Here is a 21521-nt window from a genome sequence, read left to right as displayed (position 1 = left end):
GCCATCATGCCGGACCAAACGCATCGATTGCCCTCGTCACGCGCTAACGCCGCGAAGGGTCCGGCCAGACCACGTTCTCGCCCATCAATCCGAGAAACGCCTCGAACTCGGCCGCCGAGATCAGACCATCGAAGGCGAAGGCATCAGCGACGAGATCGCGGAGCGACCAGAAGCGAGTCGAGCCATCATCTCGACGCCGCGCCCGTACATCCTTGTCGAGAGCGGCAAGAAGCGGCACCGGGTCCGCGCCGGAGCTGCGGGACTCGGCTACGAGGCTCTCGACCCTCCCCCATGCGGCGACGAGATCCGCCTGGGTCGACGATGTTGCGCCGGGATGATGGGCACGTGACCGAGGCACACCCAGGAGCATGAGTTCCAGCGGCCCCGCACGCCCGCCGGCCATCCGGTTCAGAGTGAACCGCTGGTCAGCGACGCGCTCCAGACGCTCCTCAATCCCGAACGGGTTTCGGCTCCTTGCCGCGAACATGCGGGTGGTGTCAAGCTGGCGGAGCTCGTCGACCGGCAGGACGGAACCATACGGATCGCCGAACACGAGTCGATCGAAGGGTTTCCTACCCGACCAATGCTGACGGATGCGCGCGCTGATGTCGTTGGCCTTGCCGACGTAGAATTGCTTATACCCGTCGAAGACCGTCACGTAGACGCCTTCGACGCCCTTCCACACCGAGAGGTCTTCGACCGACTTCAGGCTCTTCGCCTTCGCGCGCACCGCGTCGAGCGCGTGCTCGAACTCCTCGACGTCGAGCGTCTGGAAATGCGCCAGCGACAGGTCGAGGTTGCGGAGTGCGCGATCCCGATTCCAGAGGAGGAAGGCATCTGAAAGCTCCCGGTGCTCCTCATCACGATACGACCACGCGGTGCTCTCCCAGAGCGATTCCGACATTCGGTCGCGCCGCCACCGTTGCTTCGGGCTCCGACTCGGGTAGCCGTACAGCGCCCGCGTCAGGCGTGTGCCGAGGCGGCTCCGGATCAACGGCTCACCGAAGTGCGAGTCGGTCGCATGCGTCGGAGACATGAGCCCGACGCTATCGAACGCCTCGGTCCGATCGTTTGAGCCATGACCATGGGTACACGAGCTCGTCTGACTGTGTCGAGCTCGCACTCCAGATCAGATCAGGGAGCAAGAACGTGCCAACAAAGGTAGGTCCGCTTACCGACCCCCAGCCCGATGTACTCGTGCCATGCGTGCACCTGTTGTGAGTCGGCGCGGTTCGGGTCGGTCGACCGAGCCACTCGCAGTGGCGCTGCGGATACTCCTCTGGAACCCAAAAGCTTGCGGTTACTCTTGCGGTTACTTCGCCACCAGGAACGACGATGCCCTGGTAAGAAAATGCTTCTCACCAGGGCATTTGTCGGGCTGACAGGATTTGAACCTGCGACCCCTTGACCCCCAGTCAAGTGCGCTACCAAGCTGCGCCACAGCCCGCGAGCCCCGAGGGACCCACGTCGCCCGCGTCCGACCGGAGCGCGGAGCAACCCGACCAGCATAGCGGACGCCGGACCCCTCCCGCGCCACGCGGTGTCGTCCCGCGCGAGTCGTCCAGCGCGTCGCGGCTCCACACGACACCCGTCGGATTCCCAGGGTCTCCGCCGCCCGGCTCGTAGGGTGGCCCGATGCGTTCCGGTCCCACCTCCCGTGTCCTCCTCGCACTCGCAGCCGCCGGCCTGCTGCTCGGAGCCGCCGGGTGCACGGGCTCGCAGGAAGGCCCGACCCGGGCAACCCTGGCGAAGGCGACCGGGAAGACCGTGTCGGTCGCGGCCGAGTCCGACGCTGCGGAGCGCTCCGTCCGGACGAGCCGCGCACTGTTCGCGTCCGCCCCCGGCGCCGTCGTCGCGCCCGCTGACGACGCCGACGCCGTGCGGTCCGCGGCGAGCGCCGCCGAGGCGGCCCACGTCCCGGTCCTCCTCGTCGGGAAGGACGAGTCGACGGGGAAGGACGAGTCGACGGCGAAGCCGGCGGCGCACGAACTCGAGCGCCTCGGCGCCCGGTGGTACCAGGCCGAGGGCGACGTCGCGATCGACACCGACGTCCCCGAGCAGGACGCGCCGGACGGCGGGGACGCGCCGGAGCCGAGCCGCGCCTCCAGGCAGGCCACCGTCGTCGTGGCGGACGCGACCGCCGACGCCGCAGCCGTGGCGACCGCGAAGGCGGCGGGTGCCCGCGTCGTGACGATGCCGGACGGTGTGACGGACCCCGCGGCCGCGCCGGACGTCGTGACCGCACTGCACGAGCGGAGCGACCACCCGACGGTGCTGGTGGGGGCGGCGTTCGCCGACCTGCCGGACCCGGAGTGGACCGTCCGCGCCGCCGAGAACGGGTGGCAGCTGCCCGACGGCGGTCAGCGGCCGTTCGACGGCCACCGGTACGTGGCGCTCTACGGCGCGCCGGGAGCGCCCGCGCTCGGTGTCCTCGGCGAGCAGGACCCGACGGCGACGGTGCAGCGCGCGAAGTCCGTCGCGGCGTCCTACAAGGGGCTCGGCGACGTGCCGATCACGCCCGCGATGGAGGTCATCGCGACCGTCGCCGCCGGGGACGCCGGCGCGGACGGGGACTACTCGACCGAGCTGCCCGTGTCGACGCTCGAGCCCTACGTCGATGCTGCGCACGACGCCGGGATGCCCGTGATCCTCGACCTCCAGCCGGGGCGCGCGGACTTCCTGTCGCAGGCGAAGCGGTACGAGTCGCTGCTGTCGAAGCCGGGCGTGTGGCTGGCGCTCGACCCCGAGTGGCGGCTCGGGCACGACCAGGTCCCGCTGAAACAGATCGGCAGTGTGAAGGCGTCCGAGGTGAACGAGGTGTCCTCGTGGCTCGCGGACCTCGTGAAGGCGAAGGGTCTGCCGCCGAAGGCGTTCGTGCTCCACCAGTTCCGGCTGTCGATGATCCAGGACCGCGCGTCGCTCGAGCAGCACCCGGAGCTCGACATGCTCGTGCACGTCGACGGGCAGGGGTCGCAGCCGGACAAGCAGGCGACGTGGAAGGCGCTGCACGTCGGGGCGCCCGAGGGCATCCACTGGGGATGGAAGAACTTCTACGACGAGGACCAGCCGATGCTGACGCCGCAGCAGACCATGGCGGACGTGGCGCCGACACCGTCGCTGATCACGTACCAGTAGCGGATCGCCTCGGCCAGTTCTCCACAGACGGGAGGCGCGGGTCGGGTTTCGTCGGTCGGTGCTGACAGCATGGGGTCATGTCTGTTGCCCCACCACCCGCTCCGCCGTCCGCTGCGATCGCCGCGGAGGCGCAGGAGGCGCTGCACGCCCTGACCGGCCGGCCCGACGCGGTGTTCCACCCCGGGCAGCTCGAGGCGATCTCGGCGCTGGTGGAGCACCGGCAGCGCGCCCTCGTGGTGCAGCGCACCGGGTGGGGGAAGTCCGCCGTGTACTTCCTCGCGACCCTGCTGCTCCGGCGACGCGGGGGCGGCCCGACCGTGCTCGTGTCGCCGCTGCTCGCACTCATGCGCGACCAGGTCGCCGCGGCTGCCCGGGCCGGGGTGCGTGCGGTGTCGATCAACTCGGCGAACGCGCACGAGTGGGGTGAGACGCAGGCGGCGCTCGCCCGTGACGAGGTGGACGTCCTGCTCGTCTCCCCCGAGCGGCTCAACAACCCGAGGTTCCGCGACGAACAGCTGCCGACGCTCATCGCCCGCATGGGCATGCTCGTCGTCGACGAGGCGCACTGCATCTCCGACTGGGGGCACGACTTCCGGCCGGACTACCGCCGGCTGGCCGAGCTCATCCGGTCGCTCCCCCACGGCGTGCCCGTCCTCGCCACCACCGCGACGGCGAACGAGCGCGTGGTCGAGGACGTCGCCGAGCAGCTGACCGCCGGCCCCGACGACCCCGTGTTCACCATCCGCGGGTCCCTCGCGCGGGCCTCGCTGCGGCTCGGCGTGCTGTCGCTCCCCGACGCCCGACAGCGGCTCGGCTGGTTGCTCGCGCACCTCGGCGACCTGCCGGGCAGCGGCATCATCTACACGCTCACCGTCTCGGCGGCCGAGGACATCGCCCGGCTCCTGCGCGACAACGGGTACGCGGTCCGCGCCTACACCGGGCGCACCGACACCGACGAGCGCGAGCAGCTCGAGCAGCAGCTCAAGGGCAACGAGCTGAAGGCCCTCGTCGCGACGAGTGCGCTCGGCATGGGGTTCGACAAGCCGGACCTGGGCTTCGTCGTCCACGTCGGGGCGCCGTCCTCCCCCGTGGCGTACTACCAGCAGATCGGTCGTGCCGGTCGCGCCACCGACAACGCCGACGTGCTCCTGTTGCCCGGGCGCGAAGACCAAGAGATCTGGCAGTACTTCGCGAGCGCCTCGATGCCGACCGAGTCCCGGGCGTCCGCGGTGCTGAACGCCCTGTCCCGTGACTCCGCGATGTCGACCGTCGCCCTCGAGGGACTGGTCGACATCAAGCGCTCCACCCTCGAACTCCTGCTCAAGGTGCTCGACGTCGACGGTGCCGTCGAGCGCGTCGCCGGCGGGTGGGTCGCCACGGGGCAGCCGTGGGAGTACGACGCGCCCCGCTACGAGCGGGTCGCCGCTGCCCGCGCTACCGAGGCCGCGTCGATGCTCGACTACGAGTCCACGTCGCAGTGCCGCATGCAGCTCCTGCAGCAGGACCTCGACGACCCGTCCGCCGAACCGTGCGGTCGCTGCGACAACTGCACCGACGCCTGGTACCCGACGTCGGTGTCGTCGTCGGATGCCTCGGGTGCCGCCGCGGCGCTCGACAAGGTCGGGGTCGAGATCGCCCCGCGCGCCCAGTGGCCGTCGGGCATGTCGTCGCTCGGCGTCCCCGTGCGCGGCAAGATCAGCGCCGACGAGCTCGTCCAGCCCGGACGCGCCGTCGCCCGGCTCACCGACCTCGGGTGGGGTGGGCCGCTCCGTGCCCTCTTCGCACCGGGGGTCCCCGATGCCCCGATCTCGCGGGAGCTCGTCGACGGGTGCGTCCGTGCGCTCAAGGACTGGCCGTGGGAGACCCGTCCGACCGGGGTCGTCGCGATGTCGTCGCGGTCACGGCCCGAACTCGTCGGGTCGCTCGCGCAGGCACTGTCCTCGATCGGGCGGTTGCAGTTCCTCGGCACGCTCGGCCGGAACGGTGGGACGCCGCGCGGGGACGGTGCGACGAACAGCGCCTACCGCTTGTCGGGGGTGTGGGACACGTTCGTGGTCGATCCTGCGCTCGGGGCCGCGCTGCAGTCGCACGAGGGGCCGGTGCTGCTCGTGGACGACCTCGTCGACAGTCGGTGGACGATGACCGTGGCGGGCCGCGAACTGCGGCGGGCGGGGGCGTCTGCCGTGCTCCCGTTCGCGTTGGCCACGGTCGCCTGACCCCGGCGTCAGCCGCTCGGGTTGCTCAGGCCGTCGGCAACCCACTGCAGGAAGACGACGACGGCCACGTCGACCAGCAGCGTCCCGCCGGCCACGAACAACCCGGCCGCTGCGACGCCGACCGCTGCCGGACGCGGCCCGGGCACCCGGAACAGGGCCACCACCGTGGCGAGGAGCGCGGCAAGCGAGACGATCCCCGTCACCACCCACCACGGTGGGAACCCCTCGGTGAACACGCGCGCCAGGCCGACCGCGTGTGCGACGCCGGCGATCAGTGCGACGGCCCCGGGCGCAGCCAGCCACCAGCTGCTCGCGCCGCCGATCGTGCGGTCGCCGGACGAACGTGCTGTCATGTCGGACCTCCCCCGGACGCCCCGATGGGCGCCGCCCCGGCGGTCATCGTCGCACACCGGAGGCGCGGTGCGGGCCGGCACCGCGCCTCCAGTCAGCCGGAGCGCGGCTCAGGCGCCGATCGCGTCCAGCTCGGCGAGCGCGTCGGACGGCAGGGCGAAGCCCGCCGACGCGACGTTGTCGCGCAGGTGCGCGACCGACGAGGTCCCCGGGATGAGGAGCATGTTCGGCGAGCGCTGGAGCAGCCACGACAGCGCCACGGTCAGCCGCGACACTCCGAGCCGCTCCGCGACGGCGTCGAGCGCACCGGACTGCAGCGGCGAGAAGCCGCCGAGCGGGAAGTACGGCACGTAGGCGATGCCCTGCGCGGCCGTGCTGTCGACCATCGCGTCGTCCTCGCGGCGGGCGACGTTGTAGAAGTTCTGCACGCAGACGACGGGGGCGATCGACTGCGCCTCGGCGAGTTGCTCGGCGTTCACGGTCGACAGCCCGAGGTGCTTGATGAGCCCCTGCTGCCGGAGTTCGGCGAGCGCTTCGAACTGCGGCGCGAGGCTGCCCGGCTCCGGGGCGTCGAACCCGCCGACGCGGAGGTTCACCACGTCGAGCTGCTCGAGCCCGAGGTGCCGCAGGTTGTCGTGCACCTGTTCGACGAGCTCGTGCGGCTCGCGGGCGTGCGGCCACCCGCCGTCCGCATCGCGACGGGCGCCGACCTTCGTCACGATGTGCAGGCCGTCGGCGTACGGGTGGAGGGCCTCGCGGATGACCTCGTTCGTGACGTGTGGGCCGTAGAAGTCGGCCGTGTCGATGTGGGTGATCCCGAGCTCGACGACGGTGCGGAGGACGCGGATCGCCTCGTCACGGTCGGTGGGCGGCCCGAAGACGCCGGGGCCCGCGAGCTGCATGGCGCCGTACCCGACGCGGGTGAGGTCGAGGTCGTCGGCGAGGCGGAAGGAACCGCCGGGGAGTGTGGTGTCGGTCATGTCCACCACGATGCTCCCGGTCCGCCGGGACGGACAGGTCCCCGTCGACCCTGGGACCACGGGGACCAGGATCGGACCGCGCCGGGTCCGTAGCATCGAGGGGTGAGCGACAACACCCTCGGCGAGTACCTCCGGGCGAGGCGTGCGCTCGTGCGCCCGGAGGACGCCGGGCTGCGCGTCACCGGCGTCCGACGCACGCCGGGGCTGCGCCGCGAGGAGGTGGCGACGCTCGCCGGGATCAGCGCGGACTACTACCTCCGTCTCGAGCAGGGGCGTGACCGGAACCCGTCGGGGCAGGTGCTCGACGCGATCGCACGGGTGTTCGGCCTCGACGCCACGGCGACCGCGTACCTGCGGGGTCTGGCCAGCGCGTCCGGATCGAGTGCGGCTGCGCCCGACCGCGCCAGGGGATCCCGCGGAGGCCGGAGTGACCGGGTCCCGACCGGGACGCTGCAGTTGCTCGACGTCGTCGGGTTGCCCGCCTTCGTCGAGAACCGCGCGTTCGACGTGCTCGCCGCGAACCGGCTCGCGTCCGCGTTGGCGCCGGGGATGCGTGCCGGCGAGAACCGGCTGCGCACGATGTTCCTCGGCCACACCGAGCAGGGGCGCTACCCGGACTGGGAGCAGCAGATGGGCGGCATGGTGGCCGCGTTCCGGTCCTCGATCGGGACCCGTGTGGATGATCCGGCGATCACCTCGCTCGTCGGCGAACTGTCGCTCGGCAGCGACGACTTCCGTCGGCTGTGGGCGCGACACGACGTCCGGCCGCTCGCCGGGGGCACCGTGCGGATGTGGCACCCGGAGGTGGGCGAGCTCGAGCTCCGGCGGGAGAAGCTCGGCATCGGCGGGACGGACGGGCAGCTGCTCGTGCTGCACCACGCCGAACCGGGGTCGCCCTCGGCGGGGGCGTTGGCGCTGCTCGGGAGCCTGGCCGCGGGGGCTGCGGGCGGCGCGGGCGGTGCGGCGGGCGGCGCGGGCGGCGCGGGCGGCCCGGCGGGCCGACTCGGAACGACATCGTCGACGTCGTACGACCCCGACTGAGTCGCTCCCCCGCGCGTGCAACGGTGCGCGTCCGCAACGAGCGACAAGACCGGTGTCGAACGACGTCGACGATGTCGCACCGGCTCGGTACCACCCAGCGCTCTCACCGCGCGCCGCCACCGCCCCCTCAGCCCGCAGCAGGCCCCGAGCGTCGCGCCGGCTTGGGGAACGCGGCCCGCATGTGGTCGGTCGTCAGCACGTCCCCGATGCCGATCATCAGCAGCGAGAACACGATCTGCTCGATGACCATCCAGAACGGGTAGAGCCCTGGGATCGCCGCGACCACGAGCGTCACGACCGGGAAGATCCGGCTGAACAACCGCAGCCGCTGGTACGCCCAGTAGTAGCCGAGCTGCGCCCGCCACGCGAACACGTAGAGCGTCAGCGTGATGAGCAGGACGACGGTCGCACGGAACCACACCGCCCACGGGACCGTGTGCCCGGCGTGCGTCAGGAGGATCGCCACGACGATCGCCGTCAGGCCGACGACGGTCTCGGCGACGAGCAGCCACCGGATCCACCGGAAGGAGCGGACGGTCTCGGGGTGGTCGAGCATGTCCTCGCGGATGACGTAGTCCGCCTGCCGTCCGCCGGCCAGTCGGTCGAGGTGCAGACGGCACCACAGGCGGTCGGCGAGGGCACCGAGCCCGGCGTTCTGCTGCGTCACCCTCCCATGGTGCCGTATCCGGCGGCGCGAACCGGCACCGCACCACCCAGCCGTGTCCCGCGGCGCGAACCGGCACCGCACCACCCAGCCGTGTCCCGCGGCGCGAACCGGCACCGCACCACCCAGCCGTGTCCCGCGGCGGGCACCGGCACCGCGCCTCCAGACCGGCGACGCCTCAGTCGGTCGGCAGGAGCGCGGCTCCCCCGAGGACCGCACCGGAGTCGGGGTCCAGCAGGACGAGCGAGCGGACCGGGTCCGGGATGCCGCGGGGTGCCTCGAGGTCGAAGGTGATCGTCCGCACGTCGGACGGGATCGTGCCGAGGTCGTCGTCGTCCTCGTGCCCCGTCCAGAGCCCGGGCCGCGCGCCGACGACCGTGCCCTCGGAGAGCACCACCCGAACATCAGTCAGTTCCGTAGCGGAGGACGCCACCCGGAGGTCCATGATCCTGACGAGCAGGTGCTCCCCGGCGCGTGCGATCCGGACGTGTCCCGAGGCAGACCGGTCGTGTCCCGAGGCGATCCCGTCGATCGGGGCGATCGGGACGAGGTCGCCGGCCACCGGCGGGACGCGCCGCCACCACGGGTCGATGGGCGACCCGTCGACATGGTCATCCGTGGCGGGCTCGGGGACCGGGGCGCCGAGCGTGTTCGACGGGGACACGAGCGTGCCGCCCTGCAGACCCTGTTCGGCGAGCGGGGTCGTCGTCGCGACCGGATCCGCAGTGTCGATGCCACGCTCGGTCTGGATGGCGCGCCAAGCGACCAGGACCGCGACGAGGGCGAGCAGAGCGACCGCTGCGAACAGCCATCGTCGACTCGCCCTCGTCATGTCGGATCCCCTGATCGACCTCAGCGCTTGCGGCGCTCGCGCACCCGCATGTTGACGTTGATCGGCGTGCCCGAGAAGCCCCACACCTCGCGCAGTCGACGCGTGATGAAGCGTCGGTATTGCGGGTCGAGGAAGCCCGTCGTGAACAGCACGAACGTCGGCGGCTGGCTCGACGCCTGGGTCCCGAACAGGATGCGGGGCTGCTTGCCACCGCGGACCGGGTGCGGGTGCTCCTGCACGAGCTCGGCGATGAAGGCGTTGACCTTGCCCGTCGGGATGCGGGTGTCCCACGAGTCGAGCGCGGTCTCGAGGGCCGGCACGAGCTTCTCGAGGTGGCGACCGGTGCGTGCGGAGATGTTGACGCGCGGGGCCCACGCCACGTGCGCGAGGTCCTGCTCGATCTCGCGCTCGAGGTAGCGGCGGCGGTCGTCGTCGAGCAGGTCCCACTTGTTGTATGCCAGCACCAGCGCACGGCCGGACTCGAGGACGAGGTCGATGATGCGGAGGTCCTGCACGGAGATCGGCTCGGTGACGTCGAGGACGACCACGGCGACCTCGGCCTTCTCGAGCGCTGCCGTCGTGCGGAGCGAGGCGTAGAAGTCGGCCCCCTGCTGCAGGTGCACGCGCTTGCGGATGCCGGCGGTGTCGACGAAGCGCCAGACACGGCCGCCGAGCTCGATCTGCTCGTCCACCGGGTCGCGGGTCGTCCCCGACAGCTCGTTGACGACGACGCGCTCTTCGCCGGCGGCCTTGTTCAGGAGCGAGCTCTTGCCGACGTTCGGACGGCCGAGGATCGCGACGCGACGGGGTCCGCCGACCTCCTGCTTGGCGACGGCCGAGGTGTCGGGGAGCGTCGTGATGATGAGGTCGAGGAGGTCGGCGACGCCACGACCGTGCAGCGCCGACACCGGGTACGGCTGCCCCAGACCGAGGTTCCAGAGCTCGTAGGCGTCGAGGTCGCGCCGGTCGTCGTCCGACTTGTTCGCGACGACGATGACCGGACGGTCGGTGCCGCGGAGCATCTTCACGACGTGCTCGTCGGTGGCGGTGATGCCGACCGTGACGTCCACGACGAAGAGCACCGCGTCGGCGAGGTCGATCGCGACCTCGGCCTGGGCGGCGACGGAGGCGTTGATGCCCTTGGCGTCGGGCTCCCACCCGCCGGTGTCGACGAGGGTGAAGCGCTTGTCGTTCCACTCCGCCTTGTAGGCGACGCGGTCACGCGTGACACCCGGGGTGTCCTGCACGACGGCTTCGCGGCGACCGAGGATGCGGTTCACCAGCTGCGACTTGCCGACGTTCGGTCGCCCGACGATCGCGAGGACCGGGTAGGCCGGCAGGTACGTGATGCCGTCCTCGCCGAGCTGCCCGGCTTCGAGCAGGGCGACGTCCTCTTCGTCGAGCTCGTAGTCTTCGAGCCCGGCGCGGAGCGCGTTCGCCCGCTGCTCGGCCTCGGCTTCGTCGAGCCCGGCGATCCGCTCGCCGAGGGCGTCGTCGTACTCGGGGAAGTCGTCGTGTTCTGGGTTGTCCAGCTGCGCCATGTGGGTGTCCTTGCCGGCGACCCTTCGGCCGCGTGTTGTCAGTGCGTGGCCGCGCGTGGCCCTGGTGGTCAGTGCCCGGTCGCGCGGGCCAGGTCGACGACCGCTTGCACGGTCTGGTCGAAGTCGAGGTCGGTGGAGTCGAGCGTCGTGACGCCGTCGGCGGCGTTCATGAAGTCGACGACCTTCGCGTCCGCCGCGTCGCGACGAGCGAGTGCGGCGGAGGTCTCGGCGGCCGACTGGGTGGTGACCTCAGCCGAGCGCCGAGCCATTCTAACGGACTCGTCGGCCGTGAGGAGGATCCGGACTTCGGCGTCGGGCGCGACGACCGTGGTGATGTCACGCCCCTCGGTGATGATGCCCCGGCCCTCGGCCTTGCGCATCACGTTCCGGAAGAGCTGCACGAGCCGCTGCCGGACCTCGGGCAGCTTCGCGATGTGGGCGACCGCGGCGGTGACCTCGGGCGTGCGGATCGCGTCGGTGACGTCGGTGCCGTTCACCTGGACGAAGTAGGCGTCCGGGTCGGTGCCGATCTCGTAGTCGAAGGTGTCCCAGCTCGCCAGGACCCCGGCGGCGTCGTCGAGGTCGACCTGCTGCTGCAGTGCGTGCCAGGCGAGCGCGCGGTAGGCGGCACCGGTGTCCTGGTAGCCGAAGCCGAGCGCGCGCGCCGCGGCACGGGACACGCTCGACTTGCCGCTGCCCGCGGGACCGTCGACCGCGATCACGAACTTCGCGACGAAGGCGCCGTCCGGCAGTCCGGCCGGCAGGGGGTCGCGCGTCGAACCGGGCTCGCCGCCGCCCTGCCCGTCGAGACCGCCACCCGCACCGCCGGCGCCGCCGATCGGGCCGGGCTGGTCGCCGGGCGTGGGCAGCCCCGTGTCGGGTCCGTCGGGTCCACCGGTCACGCCGGAGTCGTCGTTGTTCAGGCCCATGCTGCTGCGATCCTCCATCCGCGACCCTCGAGTTCGTCGACGAGTCGCTGTTCCTGCTCGGGCACGACCGACACCTCGACGATGCCGATCTGCGCGCCCGGTGAGTGTTCGAGGCGCATGTCCTCGAGGTTGATGCCGATCTCCCCGATGAACGTGAGGAGGGCGGCGATCTGGCCCGGGGTGTCGTCGACGAGGACGACCACCTGGGCGAAGCGCTTGGTGGTGCCGTGCTTGCCCGGCAGCCGTTCGACGCCGCGGTTGCCCGCAGCGATGGTCTCGGCGAGGGCGCGGGGCGAACCGGGCGCGGTCGGGTCGTCGAGTGCGGCGAGCACCCGGTCGAGGTCGTCGCGGAGGTCCGCGAGCACCGGCCGGATGCGCGACGCGTTCGCACCGATGATCTGCACCCACAACCCCGGGTCGCTCGCGGCGATGCGGGTCACGTCGCGGACGCCGCCGCCCGCGAGGCCGAGCGAGCCGTCGGGGGCGTCCCGCAGCCGGGAGGCCATCAGCGTGGACACCAGCTGCGGTGCGTGCGAGACGTAGGCCACCGCGAGGTCGTGCGACTCCGGTTCCATCGGGACCACGGTCGCGCCGACGTCGAGCGCCAGGTCTTCCACCACGGCGGCACGCTGGTACGTGATGTCGTCGTGCCCGGCGATCACCCACGGTTGCCCGAGGAAGAGATCGGCGCGCGCGGCGGTCGGCCCGCTGCGTTCGCGGCCCGCCATGGGGTGCGAGCCGATGTAGCGCGAGATGTCGGCGCCGGCTGCCCGGAGCGAGGCGAGCGGCCCCGACTTCACGCTCGCCACGTCGGTGACGACGGCACCGGGGAAGGCAGCGAGCTCGCGCTCGACCACCGTCGCGACGACGTCCGGCGGGACGGCCACCACGACGAGTTGCGGACGGTCACCGGGAGCCGGTCGACGCCCGGCGCCGTAGTCGACGGCGAGCGCCAGGGCTGCGGGCGAGACGTCGTCGAGGACGACCTCGACACCCTTCTCACGCAGCGCCAGGCCGATGGACGCACCGAGCAGGCCCGCGCCGACGATCCGCACGGGTCCCCGGAGCCGCCGGTCGATGGCCGGTTCGGCGAGCGGGGTGGTGGCGTCGGTCACCCCGCAAGCCTACCGATCGTCAGTCCGAGGACTCTTCGCCGTCCGAGGCCTGGGGAGAACCCTTCGCCTCACGGGCGATGCGGAGGAGCGAACCGAGCTCGACCGTCGACAGCTCCCGGGTCTTGCCGATCGGCAGGGACCCGAGGTGCAGCGGCCCGAACGACCGCCGGACCAGTTCGAGGACGGGGTGGTCGACCTCGTCGAGCATGCGGCGCACGATCCGGTTGCGACCGGAGTGCAGCGTGATCTCGACGAGCGACTCCCCACGCGAGGACTCGAGCAGGCGGACCTTGTCGGCCGCGATCGGACCGTCCTCGAGCTCCACACCGTCGAGGAGCCGCTGCACCGTCGCGGGGTTCACGTTGCCGCGCACCTTCGCGATGTACGTCTTCGTCACCCCGAACGACGGGTGCGCCAGGACGTGCGCGAGGTCCCCGTCGTTCGTCAGCACGAGCAGCCCGGACGTCTCGGTGTCGAGCCGCCCGACGTTGAACAGGCGCTCCTCGTACCGGTCGACGTACTCGGACAGGTCACGCCGTCCACGCTCGTCCTGCAGGCTGGACACCATGCCGGTCGGCTTGTTGAGCAGCACGTAGCGGCGCGAGCTGTCGATCTGCACCGGGACGCCGTCCACCGCGATCTGGTCGGTCTCGGGATCGACACGCCGGCCGAGCGCGTCGACGACCTCGCCGTTGACCGTCACGCGGCCCTCGACGATCAGGTTCTCCGCGACGCGGCGAGATGCCACGCCCGCAGCGGCGATCACCTTCTGCAGGCGCTCCCCCTCTGCCTGGAGGCGCGGCGCGGCCCCGGCGGTCGCCGTCCCGTCCGCCGCGTCCCAGTCCGGGATGATCGGGCGCTCGGGCGTGCCCTCGAGCGGCTGGCCCTGCTGGTCGCGGGCACCCTCGGGCTGCGGGGTGGTGCGGCGGTCGGTGCCGCGCGGGCCGGTGTTCCGGGGCCGGTCGCCGTTGCGCGCCGTGGTGGTGCCGCCGACGTAGCGTCGGCCGTTGTGCCACACCGTGCTGGGTCGGCCGTCCGGGGCACGGCGGTCCTCGCGGGCCGGGTCGCGGCGGCGGTCGTCGTCGCGTCGGGGAGCGTCACGACGGTCGTCACGCCGATCGTCACGGCCACGGTACCCACCGGACGCGGGGCGCTCGTCACGACCCCGGTACCCGCCGCGGTCGTCGTCACGGCGGTTGAACCCGCCGCGGTCGCTACCACGGCGGTCGTCCTCGCGGCCGACGAACCGACCCCGGTCTCCCCCGCGGTCGTCGCGACCCCGGTACCCGCCGCCGGACGCCGGACGCTCGTCGCGCCCGCGGTACCCGCCGCGGTCATCGTCACGGCGCGGAGCATCACGGCGGTCGTCACGGCCCCGGTACCCACCGCCGGACGCCGGACGCTCGTCGCGCCCGCGGTAGCCACCGCGGTCATCGTCACGGCGCGGAGCATCACGGCGGTCGTCACGGCCCCGGTACCCACCGCCGGACGCCGGACGCTCGTCGCGCCCGCGGTACCCGCCGCCGCTCGACGGACGCTCGTCACGGCCGCGGTAGCCCCCGCGGTCGTCGTCACGCCGGCCGGACCCCGCACGGTCGTCACGACCCCGGTACCCGCCACCGGACGCCGGACGCTCGTCACGGCCGCGGTACCCGCCGCCAGTCGACGGACGGTCGTCACGGCCGCGGTAGCCCCCGCGGTCGTCGTCACGCCGGCCGGACCCCGCACGGTCGTCACGACCCCGGTACCCACCGCCGGAGGACGGACCGTCGTCACGACCCCGGTACCCTCCGCCAGAGGACGGACGCTCGTCACGGCCCCGGTACCCACCGGAAGCAGGACGCTCGTCACGCCCGCGGTACCCTCCGCGGTCGTCGCGACCAGCGCCCTCGGACCGGCCACCCGCACGGCCGGAGCCTGCGGTGCGGTCGCGTGACGCGCCTCCAGGACGACCCGCGCCGTCCCGACGACCCGCGCCGTCCCGGCCCGCGCCACCCCGTGGGCCGCCTCGTCGTTCTTCCTCATACGCGGCCATCGGGGATCCCTTCGTTCTGCTCGAAGCCGCCGGCACCGTCGTCCAGGAGGGGCGAGATGAGCGGCAGCTCGTCGAGCGAGTTGATGCCGAGCTGCTGCAGGAGCAGGTCGGACGTGACGTAGTTGATGGCGCCGGTCTCGGCGTCGGTGAACGACTCCTCGATGAGGCCGCGCGCGACGAGCGTGCGGACGACGCCGTCGACGTTGACGGCGCGGATCGAGGCGATCTGCGACCGGGTGATCGGCTGCTTGTACGCGACGACCGCGAGGGTCTCGAGCGCGGCCTGCGACAGGCGGGAGGGGCGTTCGGCCTCGACGAACTGCTCGACGACGTCGTCGAGGTCCTGCCGGACGTAGAAGCGCCAGCCGCCGCCGACCTCGCGGAGTTCGAACCCGCGTCGGATCGTGCCGTCGACCCCGTCGAAGTCCGCCACGAGACGCTCGATGGCCTGCCGGACGACCGGGACGGGAGCCCCCACGGCCGCGCCGAGGGACACGAGCGACTGGGGTTCGTCGGCGATCATGAGGATCGCCTCGAGCTGTCGGTCGACGGGGATCTCCGGCCGGGCGCCACGCTCGTGCGCCTCGTGGATCTCGCGCTCGATCGCGCGGGCGTCGGCCATCTCGTCGGCGCCGCCGGGTTCGGCACTGGACGTGTCGTGCACGTCATCCGTCATAGTCGGCTCCCAAGTTGGCGAGGCTCTCGTCGGACCAGTCGTCGGCGGTCCAGCGCAGCGTCAGCTCCCCGAGCGGTTCGAACTGTTCGAACGAGATGGATGCGTTCCGGTACAGCTCCAGGATCGCGAGGAAGCGAGCCACCACGATACCCGTCTCCGAGACGCCGGCGACCAGTTCGCGGAACGAGACGTCCTCGTCGGCACGCGTGCGGAGGATCGAGACGACGATCGCGGCCTGCTCCCGGATGCTGACGAGCGGGGCGTGCAGGTGGTCGAGTCCGACCGTCGGGAGCTCCCGCGGCGCGAACGCCAGGGTCGCCAGCGCGGCGAAGTCCTGCACCGACAGGGTCCAGACGAGCTCGGGGGTCCGGGCGCGGAACCGCTCCTCGAGCCGGACGCTCCGCACGTGGCGTCGGGACTCGGTCAGCCAGCGGGAGCCGAACCAGTCGGCGGCCTGCTTGAACGCCCGGTACTGCAGCAGTCGTGCGAACAGGAGGTCGCGGGCCTCGAGCAGGGCGACGTCCTCGGCGTCGACGAGCTCGCCCTGCGGCAGGAGTCCGGCGATCTTGAGGTCGAGCAGCGTGGCGGCGACGACGAGGAACTCGCTGGCCTCGTCGAGTTCGTCCTGGGACTCGGCCTGGCGCACGTACTCGATGAACTCGCCCGTCACGGCGCCGAGCGAGACCTCGGTGATGTCGAGCTCGTGCTTCGTGATGAGCGAGAGGAGCAGGTCGAACGGGCCGTCGAAGTTGCGGAGCCGGACCCGGAAGCCGGCCGCGGTCTGCGTGCCGGCGGGGGCCGGCTGTCCGGCCGGTCCGGGTGCCGGCTGTCCGGCAGGTCCGGGCGCCGGCTGCCCGGCTGGTCCGGGAGCCGGCTGCCCGGCCGGTCCGGGAGCCGGCTGCCCGGCCGGTCCGGGGGCCGGCTGTCCGGGTGCCGGCTGTCCGGCCGGTCCGGGGGCCGGCTGTCCGGCAGGTCCGGGGTCAGGCGACGGCGCCACGCTCGACGAGCTCCCTGGCGAGCTGCCGGTACGCGTGTGCGGCCGCGTGGTCCGGCGCGGTCTGCGTGATCGGCCGCGCCGAGACCGTGGCGTCCGGGAACTTCACGGTCCGGCCGATGACGGTGTCGAGCACGCGGTCGTCGAAGGTGTCCACGACGCGCTCCATGACCTCGCGCGAGTGCAGCGTCCGCGAGTCGTACATCGTCGCGAGGATCCCGTCGAGCTGCAGCGCCGGGTTGAGGCGGTCGCGCACCTTGTCGATCGTCTCGATGAGCAGCGCCACACCACGCAGGGCGAAGAACTCGCACTCGAGCGGGATGAGGACGCCGTGCGCCGCCGTCAGGGCGTTCACGGTCAGCAGCCCGAGCGACGGCTGGCAGTCGACGAGGATCACGTCGTAGTCGTTCGCGACCTTCCGGAGCACGCTCGCGAGGATCTGCTCGCGCGCCACCTCGTTCACGAGGTGCACCTCGGCCGCGGAGAGGTCGATGTTCGCGGGGATCACGTCGAGGTAGGGCGTGTTCGTCGGCTGGATGACCTGGTTCGGGTCCTTGATCGACCCCATCAGCAGGTCGTAGACGGTGGGGATGTCGTGGGTCCGCACGCCGAGGCCGGCCGACAGGGCGCCCTGCGGGTCGAAGTCCACCGCGAGGACCTTGCGCCCGTACTCCGCCAGCGCCGCGCCGAGGTTGATCGACGTCGTGGTCTTGCCGACGCCGCCCTTCTGGTTGCACAGCGCGATGATGCGAGCGGGTCCGTGGCCGTCGAGCTCCTCGGGCACCGCGAACTGCCGGACGGGCCGTCCGGTCGGACCGTAGGTGGTCTCGCCGGTTCCGGGGGTGGTCGTCGGGTTCGTGCTCACCCCGTCATCGTACCGGCGACCGGCCGCCGGGCCGGGCCGCACCGCCGGGCGGGGCCGCACCGCCGCAGGTCGGGGCCAGGAGGCGCGACTCACGCTGGGCGCAGCGCCACCCGCATGCTGTCCACGCGTTCCGCGATGACGGCGTCCGCCGTCCAGCGCTGCTGCAGGCGCCCCACGAGCTCCTGCACCTGCGTCTGGTCGAGTCCGGGGTGGAGCGCCAGCCCCACCGTCAGTTCCGCACCGGCGAACCGTCCGAGCGGGTCCCCCGGGGCCAGCTCGACCCGCGCCACCGCACGCTCCCCCACGACGGAGTCGGCGAAGGCCCGGGCCACTTCCGGGTCCTCGAAGCAGGGCGTCCACGGCAGGTCCTGCCCGATCGCCCACACCGCGGGGCGACGGAGCACGAACTCGGTCGGCGCCGTCGGGTCGAGGACCACGAGCTGGGTCGCCTCGCTCGCCGCGGCCATCGCCACGCGGCGGGAGTCCGCGGGAACCGGTCGGGCGTCCGGATCCCAGGAGCGCATCGCCTCGACGGAGGTGAAGGCGGGCATGACGCTGCGACCGTCCGGGCCGGCGACCGTCACGATGGAGAGCTCCTGCGTCTTGTCGACGAGCTTGCCGGCGTCGGTGTGCCCGATGTCTCCGGCCTCGGCGATGAGCGGGATGAGCAGCCGTGCGGTGCGGAGCGCGTCGACGACCGCCCGCTGCGACCCACCGTCCGGCAGCGCCGTGATCGCGGCGACGACGGCCGGGTCGGCCAGACCGTCGTCGTCGTCGAACGTCGTGTCGTGCTGGTCGAACGTGCGACCGGCCCAGGCGAAGCCCGCGGAGTCCGCAGCCCCACCGGGGGTGTGCGCGTCGTCCGGGTGCCCGTCGCCCGCGGGCCCGTCGGGTCCGGTGCCGCGACCGTTCGAGATGCCCGCCACGCGCCTACTCCGAGGCGATGTCGAGCGCGGCCGGGAGCGTGAACGCCCCCGAGTAGAGCGCCTTGCCGATGATCGCGCCCTCGAGTCCGTGCGGCACGAGCTCGCGCAGTGCACGGAGGTCGTCGAGCGTCGAGATCCCGCCGGAGGCCACGACGGGCTGGTCGGTACGGTCGCAGACCTCGCGGAGGAGGTCGACGTTCGGGCCCTGCAGGGTGCCGTCCTTCGTCACGTCGGTCACGACGTACCGGGCGCAGCCGGCTTCCTCGAGGCGGTCGAGGACCTCCCACAGGTCGCCGGCGTCCTCCGTCCAACCCCGGCTGGCGAGCGTCGTGCCGCGCACGTCGAGCCCGACGGCGATCTGCTCGCCGTACGTCCGGATCACGCGGGCCGCCCACTCCGGGTCCTCGAGCGCGGCGGTGCCGAGGTTCACGCGTGCGGCGCCGGTCGCGAGGGCTGCCTCGAGCGAGGCGTCGTCGCGGATGCCGCCCGAGAGCTCGACGGCGACGCCCTCGACCTCGCGGATGGCGTGCGCGATGACCTTGCGGTTGTCACCGCGGCCGAACGCTGCGTCGAGGTCGACGAGGTGGATCCACTCGGCGCCCTGGTCACGCCAGGTCCGGGCTGCCGACACCGGGTCGCCGTAGGAGGTCTCGCTGCCGGCCTCGCCCTGGGTGAGGCGCACCGCCTGGCCGTCGACGACGTCCACGGCGGGCAGCAGGACGAGGGGCGGGGTGGTGGAGAGCTCGGTCATGGTCCTGTCTTCGTTGCGGGGGTCGTCGGGCGCGTCGTCGTTCGCGACGTGTCGCCGCGGGTCTCAGAGCGACTGCACCCAGTTGCGGAGCAGCCGGATGCCCGGCTCGCCGGACTTCTCGGGGTGGAACTGGGTGGCGGTGAGCGGACCGTTCTCGACCGCGGCGACGAACCGCTGCCCGTGCTCGGCCCAGGTCAGGCGCGGTGCGCGGAACGGCCCGTACGCCTCGAGCGGAAAGTCGGTCACGCCGTACGAGTGCACGAAGTAGAAGCGCTCGTCGTGCAGGCCCTCGAACAACACCGAGTCCGCAGGAGCGTCGACCGTGTTCCACCCCATGTGGGGCAGGACGTCGGCCTGGATCTGCTCGACGGTGCCCGGCCACTGGCCGAGCCCCTCGACGTCGGCACCGCGCTCGATGCCGCGCGAGAAGAGCACCTGCATGCCGACGCAGATCCCGAGGACCGGACGGCCGCCGGCGAGACGGTGGTCGACGATCTCGCCGCCCCGGACGCCCTCGAGCTGCTCGACCACGGCTCCGAACGCCCCGACGCCGGGGACCAGCAGCCCGTCGGCCCGGAGCGCCGCCTGCTTGTCCGACGTCAGGGTGACGTCGGCGCCGGCGCGTTCGAGGGCCTTGGCGGCGGAGTGGACGTTGCCCGACCCGTAGTCGAGGACGACGACGTTCGGCTTCGCCCCGGCGGTCACAGCGTGCCCTTGGTGGACGGGATGCCGTCCACGCGAGGGTCGAGTTCGACCGCCGTGCGCATCGCCCGGGCGAACGCCTTGAACTCGGCTTCGGCGATGTGGTGCGGGTCGCGGCCCTCGAGCACGCGGACGTGCACCGTGATGCCGGCGTTGAAGGTGATCGCCTCGAACACGTGGCGGACCATCGAGCCGGTGAAGTGGCCGCCGATCCGGTGGAACTCGAAGCCCGCGGGCTCGCCGGAATGCACGAGGAACGGCCGGCCGGAGACGTCGACCACGGCCTGGGCGAGCGCTTCGTCGAGCGGCACGAGGGCGTCCCCGTACCGACCGATGCCGGCACGGTCGCCGAGGGCCTGCTTGAGCGCCTGGCCGAGGACGATGCCGGTGTCCTCGACGGTGTGGTGGACGTCGATGTGGGTGTCGCCGGTCGACCGCACGCGGAGGTCGATGAGCGAGTGCTTGCTGAACGCCGTCAGCATGTGGTCGAAGAACGGCACGCTCGTCGAGATGTCGGACGTGCCGGTGCCGTCGAGGTCGAGGTCGAGTTCGATGCTCGACTCGCTCGTGCTCCGGCTGATCGTGGCGGTGCGCGCGGTCATGCTGCAACCCTAACCGGCGGCTGATCAGCGGCGACGCGGCGCATGGCGTCGAGGAACACGGTGGTCTCCTCTTCCGTGCCGGCGCTCACCCGCAGGTGGTTCGGGATGCCGAGGTCGCGCACGATCACGTCCTGCTCGAGCAGCGCTTCGAACGCGGCGTGCGGGTCGGCGACGCCGCCGAACAGGACGAAGTTCGACCACGTCTCGTACGTGCGGTAGCCCATCGCCCGGAGTTCGGTCACCATGCGATCGCGCTGCTGCGTGATGTCGTCGACCATCGCGAGCATCGCGGGGGCGTGCCGGAGCGCCGCCACCGCTGCCGCCTGGGTCAGCGCGGAGAGGTGGTACGGCAGCCGGACGAGTCGGATCGCGTCGATGACGGCCGGGTGGGCGGCCATGTAGCCCACGCGGGCACCGGCGAACGCGAACGCCTTGCTCATCGTGCGGGACACGATGAGACGCTCCCGCCCGGGCAACAGGGTGAGTGCGCTCGGGGCGTCGGCAGGCATGAACTCGGCGTAGGCCTCGTCGACCATCACGATGCCGTCGGTCGCGGCGTAGGCGGCCTCGATCGTCTCGATCGGGAGCGGCGTACCCGTGGGGTTGTTCGGCCCGCAGAGGAACACGATGTCCGGCTGGTGCTCACGGATGGCGGCCACCACCGTCTCGGGCGCGATGCGGAACTCGTCGTCGCGCTGCGCCGGGATCCAGGTCGTGCCGGTGCCCGACGCGAGGATCGAGTGCATCGAGTAGGTCGGAGGGAACCCGAGCACGGTGCGTCCCGGCCCACCGAAGGCCTGGAGCAGCTGCTGGAGCACCTCGTTCGAGCCGTTGGCCGCCCAGATCTGCTCCGGACCGAGCGCCTGCCCCGGCGCGAGGTCGCGCTGGAGGTAGTCCGCGAGGGACTGCCGCAGCTCGGTGAACTCACGGTCGGGGTAGCGGTTCACGGTCGTCAGCGCCTGGCGGATCGACGACACGATGTCCTCGGCGACGTCGGCCGGCACCGGATGCGTGTTCTCGTTGACGTTGAGCTGCACGCGCACGTGCTTCTGCGGGGCGCCGTACGGGCTCTGCCCGCGCAGGTCGTCTCGGATCGGGAGGTCTTCGAGCGTGAATGCCACCGATCCATCGTAGGCCGCCCGAACGGCATGGTGACCGGCCGTCCG

Annotated in this window: 21 protein-coding genes and 1 tRNA gene; 4 read left to right on the top strand and 18 right to left on the bottom strand. The window is 72.2% G+C overall.

Annotated features, from left to right (window positions below):
• Window positions 1–43: 43 nt before the first annotated feature.
• Window positions 44–1036: a GIY-YIG nuclease family protein gene (locus ACIPKM_RS14390; RefSeq protein ID WP_402736977.1), complete on the bottom strand. Its 993-nt coding sequence runs from the start codon at window positions 1034–1036 to the stop codon at window positions 44–46.
• 337 nt (window positions 1037–1373) lie between these two features.
• Window positions 1374–1447: transfer RNA gene (locus ACIPKM_RS14385), tRNA-Pro, on the bottom strand.
• A gap of 188 nt (window positions 1448–1635) precedes the next feature.
• Here ACIPKM_RS14385 and ACIPKM_RS14380 point away from each other — a divergent pair.
• Both ACIPKM_RS14380 and ACIPKM_RS14375 read left to right on the top strand, forming a co-directional pair.
• The gene (locus tag ACIPKM_RS14380; protein WP_402736976.1) at window positions 1636–3135 is read left to right on the top strand and encodes a hypothetical protein; all 1500 of its coding nucleotides are present in this window, start codon (window positions 1636–1638) and stop codon (window positions 3133–3135) included.
• A 77-nt stretch (window positions 3136–3212) separates the two neighbouring features.
• Entirely contained in the window at window positions 3213–5351 is a 2139-nt protein-coding gene (locus ACIPKM_RS14375) for a RecQ family ATP-dependent DNA helicase (protein WP_402736975.1), read from the top strand.
• An 8-nt stretch (window positions 5352–5359) separates the two neighbouring features.
• Here ACIPKM_RS14375 and ACIPKM_RS14370 read toward each other — a convergent pair whose 3' ends face one another.
• Both ACIPKM_RS14370 and ACIPKM_RS14365 read right to left on the bottom strand, forming a co-directional pair.
• Window positions 5360–5704 carry a hypothetical protein gene (locus ACIPKM_RS14370; RefSeq protein WP_402736974.1) on the bottom strand — a complete coding sequence of 115 codons (345 nt, stop codon included), beginning with the start codon at window positions 5702–5704 and terminating at the stop codon, window positions 5360–5362.
• 108 nt (window positions 5705–5812) lie between these two features.
• A complete protein-coding gene (locus ACIPKM_RS14365) occupies window positions 5813–6682 on the bottom strand; it encodes an oxidoreductase (protein ID WP_402736973.1) in 870 nt (289 codons plus the stop codon).
• A gap of 102 nt (window positions 6683–6784) precedes the next feature.
• On the opposite strand from ACIPKM_RS14365, the gene ACIPKM_RS14360 reads away from it, so the two are divergent.
• Window positions 6785–7723: a helix-turn-helix domain-containing protein gene (locus ACIPKM_RS14360; RefSeq protein WP_402736972.1), complete on the top strand. Its 939-nt coding sequence runs from the start codon at window positions 6785–6787 to the stop codon at window positions 7721–7723.
• Between the two features lie 127 nt (window positions 7724–7850).
• Here ACIPKM_RS14360 and ACIPKM_RS14355 read toward each other — a convergent pair whose 3' ends face one another.
• The 6 genes from ACIPKM_RS14355 to ACIPKM_RS14330 all read right to left on the bottom strand — a co-directional run bounded on the left by ACIPKM_RS14355 (window position 7851) and on the right by ACIPKM_RS14330 (window position 13579).
• Window positions 7851–8390 (bottom strand): hypothetical protein, encoded by a 540-nt coding sequence (locus ACIPKM_RS14355; protein WP_402736971.1) that lies wholly within the window; start codon window positions 8388–8390, stop codon window positions 7851–7853.
• A gap of 175 nt (window positions 8391–8565) precedes the next feature.
• The gene (locus ACIPKM_RS14350; RefSeq protein ID WP_402736970.1) at window positions 8566–9219 is read right to left on the bottom strand and encodes a hypothetical protein; all 654 of its coding nucleotides are present in this window, start codon (window positions 9217–9219) and stop codon (window positions 8566–8568) included.
• 20 nt (window positions 9220–9239) lie between these two features.
• Window positions 9240–10760 (bottom strand): ribosome biogenesis GTPase Der, encoded by a 1521-nt coding sequence (gene der, locus ACIPKM_RS14345; protein WP_229086682.1) that lies wholly within the window; start codon window positions 10758–10760, stop codon window positions 9240–9242.
• 68 nt (window positions 10761–10828) lie between these two features.
• Window positions 10829–11512 (bottom strand): (d)CMP kinase, encoded by a 684-nt coding sequence (gene cmk, locus ACIPKM_RS14340; protein ID WP_402737016.1) that lies wholly within the window; start codon window positions 11510–11512, stop codon window positions 10829–10831.
• A gap of 167 nt (window positions 11513–11679) precedes the next feature.
• A complete protein-coding gene (locus ACIPKM_RS14335; RefSeq protein ID WP_402736969.1) occupies window positions 11680–12804 on the bottom strand; it encodes a prephenate dehydrogenase in 1125 nt (374 codons plus the stop codon).
• Window positions 12805–12823: 19 nt separating this feature from the next.
• Window positions 12824–13579 carry a pseudouridine synthase gene (locus ACIPKM_RS14330; RefSeq protein WP_070419123.1) on the bottom strand — a complete coding sequence of 252 codons (756 nt, stop codon included), beginning with the start codon at window positions 13577–13579 and terminating at the stop codon, window positions 12824–12826.
• Between the two features lie 234 nt (window positions 13580–13813).
• Here ACIPKM_RS14330 and ACIPKM_RS14325 point away from each other — a divergent pair, with 234 nt between their 5' ends.
• Window positions 13814–14740 (top strand): hypothetical protein, encoded by a 927-nt coding sequence (locus ACIPKM_RS14325; RefSeq protein WP_402736968.1) that lies wholly within the window; start codon window positions 13814–13816, stop codon window positions 14738–14740.
• Between the two features lie 85 nt (window positions 14741–14825).
• Here the strand turns inward: ACIPKM_RS14325 and scpB are convergent, their stop codons facing one another.
• The 8 genes from scpB to ACIPKM_RS14285 all read right to left on the bottom strand — a co-directional run bounded on the left by scpB (window position 14826) and on the right by ACIPKM_RS14285 (window position 21476).
• A complete protein-coding gene (gene scpB / locus ACIPKM_RS14320) occupies window positions 14826–15461 on the bottom strand; it encodes an SMC-Scp complex subunit ScpB (RefSeq protein ID WP_402737015.1) in 636 nt (211 codons plus the stop codon).
• Between the two features lie 43 nt (window positions 15462–15504).
• Window positions 15505–16512, bottom strand: a complete 1008-nt coding sequence (locus ACIPKM_RS14315) for a ScpA family protein (RefSeq protein ID WP_083403321.1) — start codon at window positions 16510–16512, stop codon at window positions 15505–15507.
• A complete protein-coding gene (locus ACIPKM_RS14310) occupies window positions 16496–17374 on the bottom strand; it encodes a ParA family protein (RefSeq protein ID WP_070416496.1) in 879 nt (292 codons plus the stop codon). The genes ACIPKM_RS14315 and ACIPKM_RS14310 overlap by 17 nt, the downstream gene beginning before the upstream one ends.
• An 89-nt stretch (window positions 17375–17463) precedes the next feature.
• A complete protein-coding gene (locus ACIPKM_RS14305; RefSeq protein ID WP_402736967.1) occupies window positions 17464–18300 on the bottom strand; it encodes an SseB family protein in 837 nt (278 codons plus the stop codon).
• A gap of 4 nt (window positions 18301–18304) precedes the next feature.
• Window positions 18305–19051: a bifunctional 1-(5-phosphoribosyl)-5-((5-phosphoribosylamino)methylideneamino)imidazole-4-carboxamide isomerase/phosphoribosylanthranilate isomerase PriA gene (priA, locus tag ACIPKM_RS14300; protein ID WP_309888101.1), complete on the bottom strand. Its 747-nt coding sequence runs from the start codon at window positions 19049–19051 to the stop codon at window positions 18305–18307.
• Between the two features lie 63 nt (window positions 19052–19114).
• Window positions 19115–19756, bottom strand: coding sequence for an imidazole glycerol phosphate synthase subunit HisH (gene hisH, locus ACIPKM_RS14295; RefSeq protein ID WP_070416498.1), 642 nt, complete (start codon window positions 19754–19756; stop codon window positions 19115–19117).
• Window positions 19753–20355, bottom strand: a complete 603-nt coding sequence (hisB, locus tag ACIPKM_RS14290; RefSeq protein ID WP_336697882.1) for an imidazoleglycerol-phosphate dehydratase HisB — start codon at window positions 20353–20355, stop codon at window positions 19753–19755. The genes hisH and hisB overlap by 4 nt, the downstream gene beginning before the upstream one ends.
• Window positions 20352–21476, bottom strand: coding sequence for a histidinol-phosphate transaminase (locus tag ACIPKM_RS14285; protein WP_070416500.1), 1125 nt, complete (start codon window positions 21474–21476; stop codon window positions 20352–20354). The genes hisB and ACIPKM_RS14285 overlap by 4 nt, the downstream gene beginning before the upstream one ends.
• Window positions 21477–21521: the final 45 nt, after the last annotated feature.

The sequence above is a fragment of the Curtobacterium sp. NPDC086286 genome, from assembly GCF_044746255.1.
Lineage (GTDB): Bacteria > Actinomycetota > Actinomycetes > Actinomycetales > Microbacteriaceae > Curtobacterium.
The sequence above is the reverse complement of the archived record's forward strand: the minus strand, read 5'-3'. Positions and strand labels throughout refer to the sequence as shown.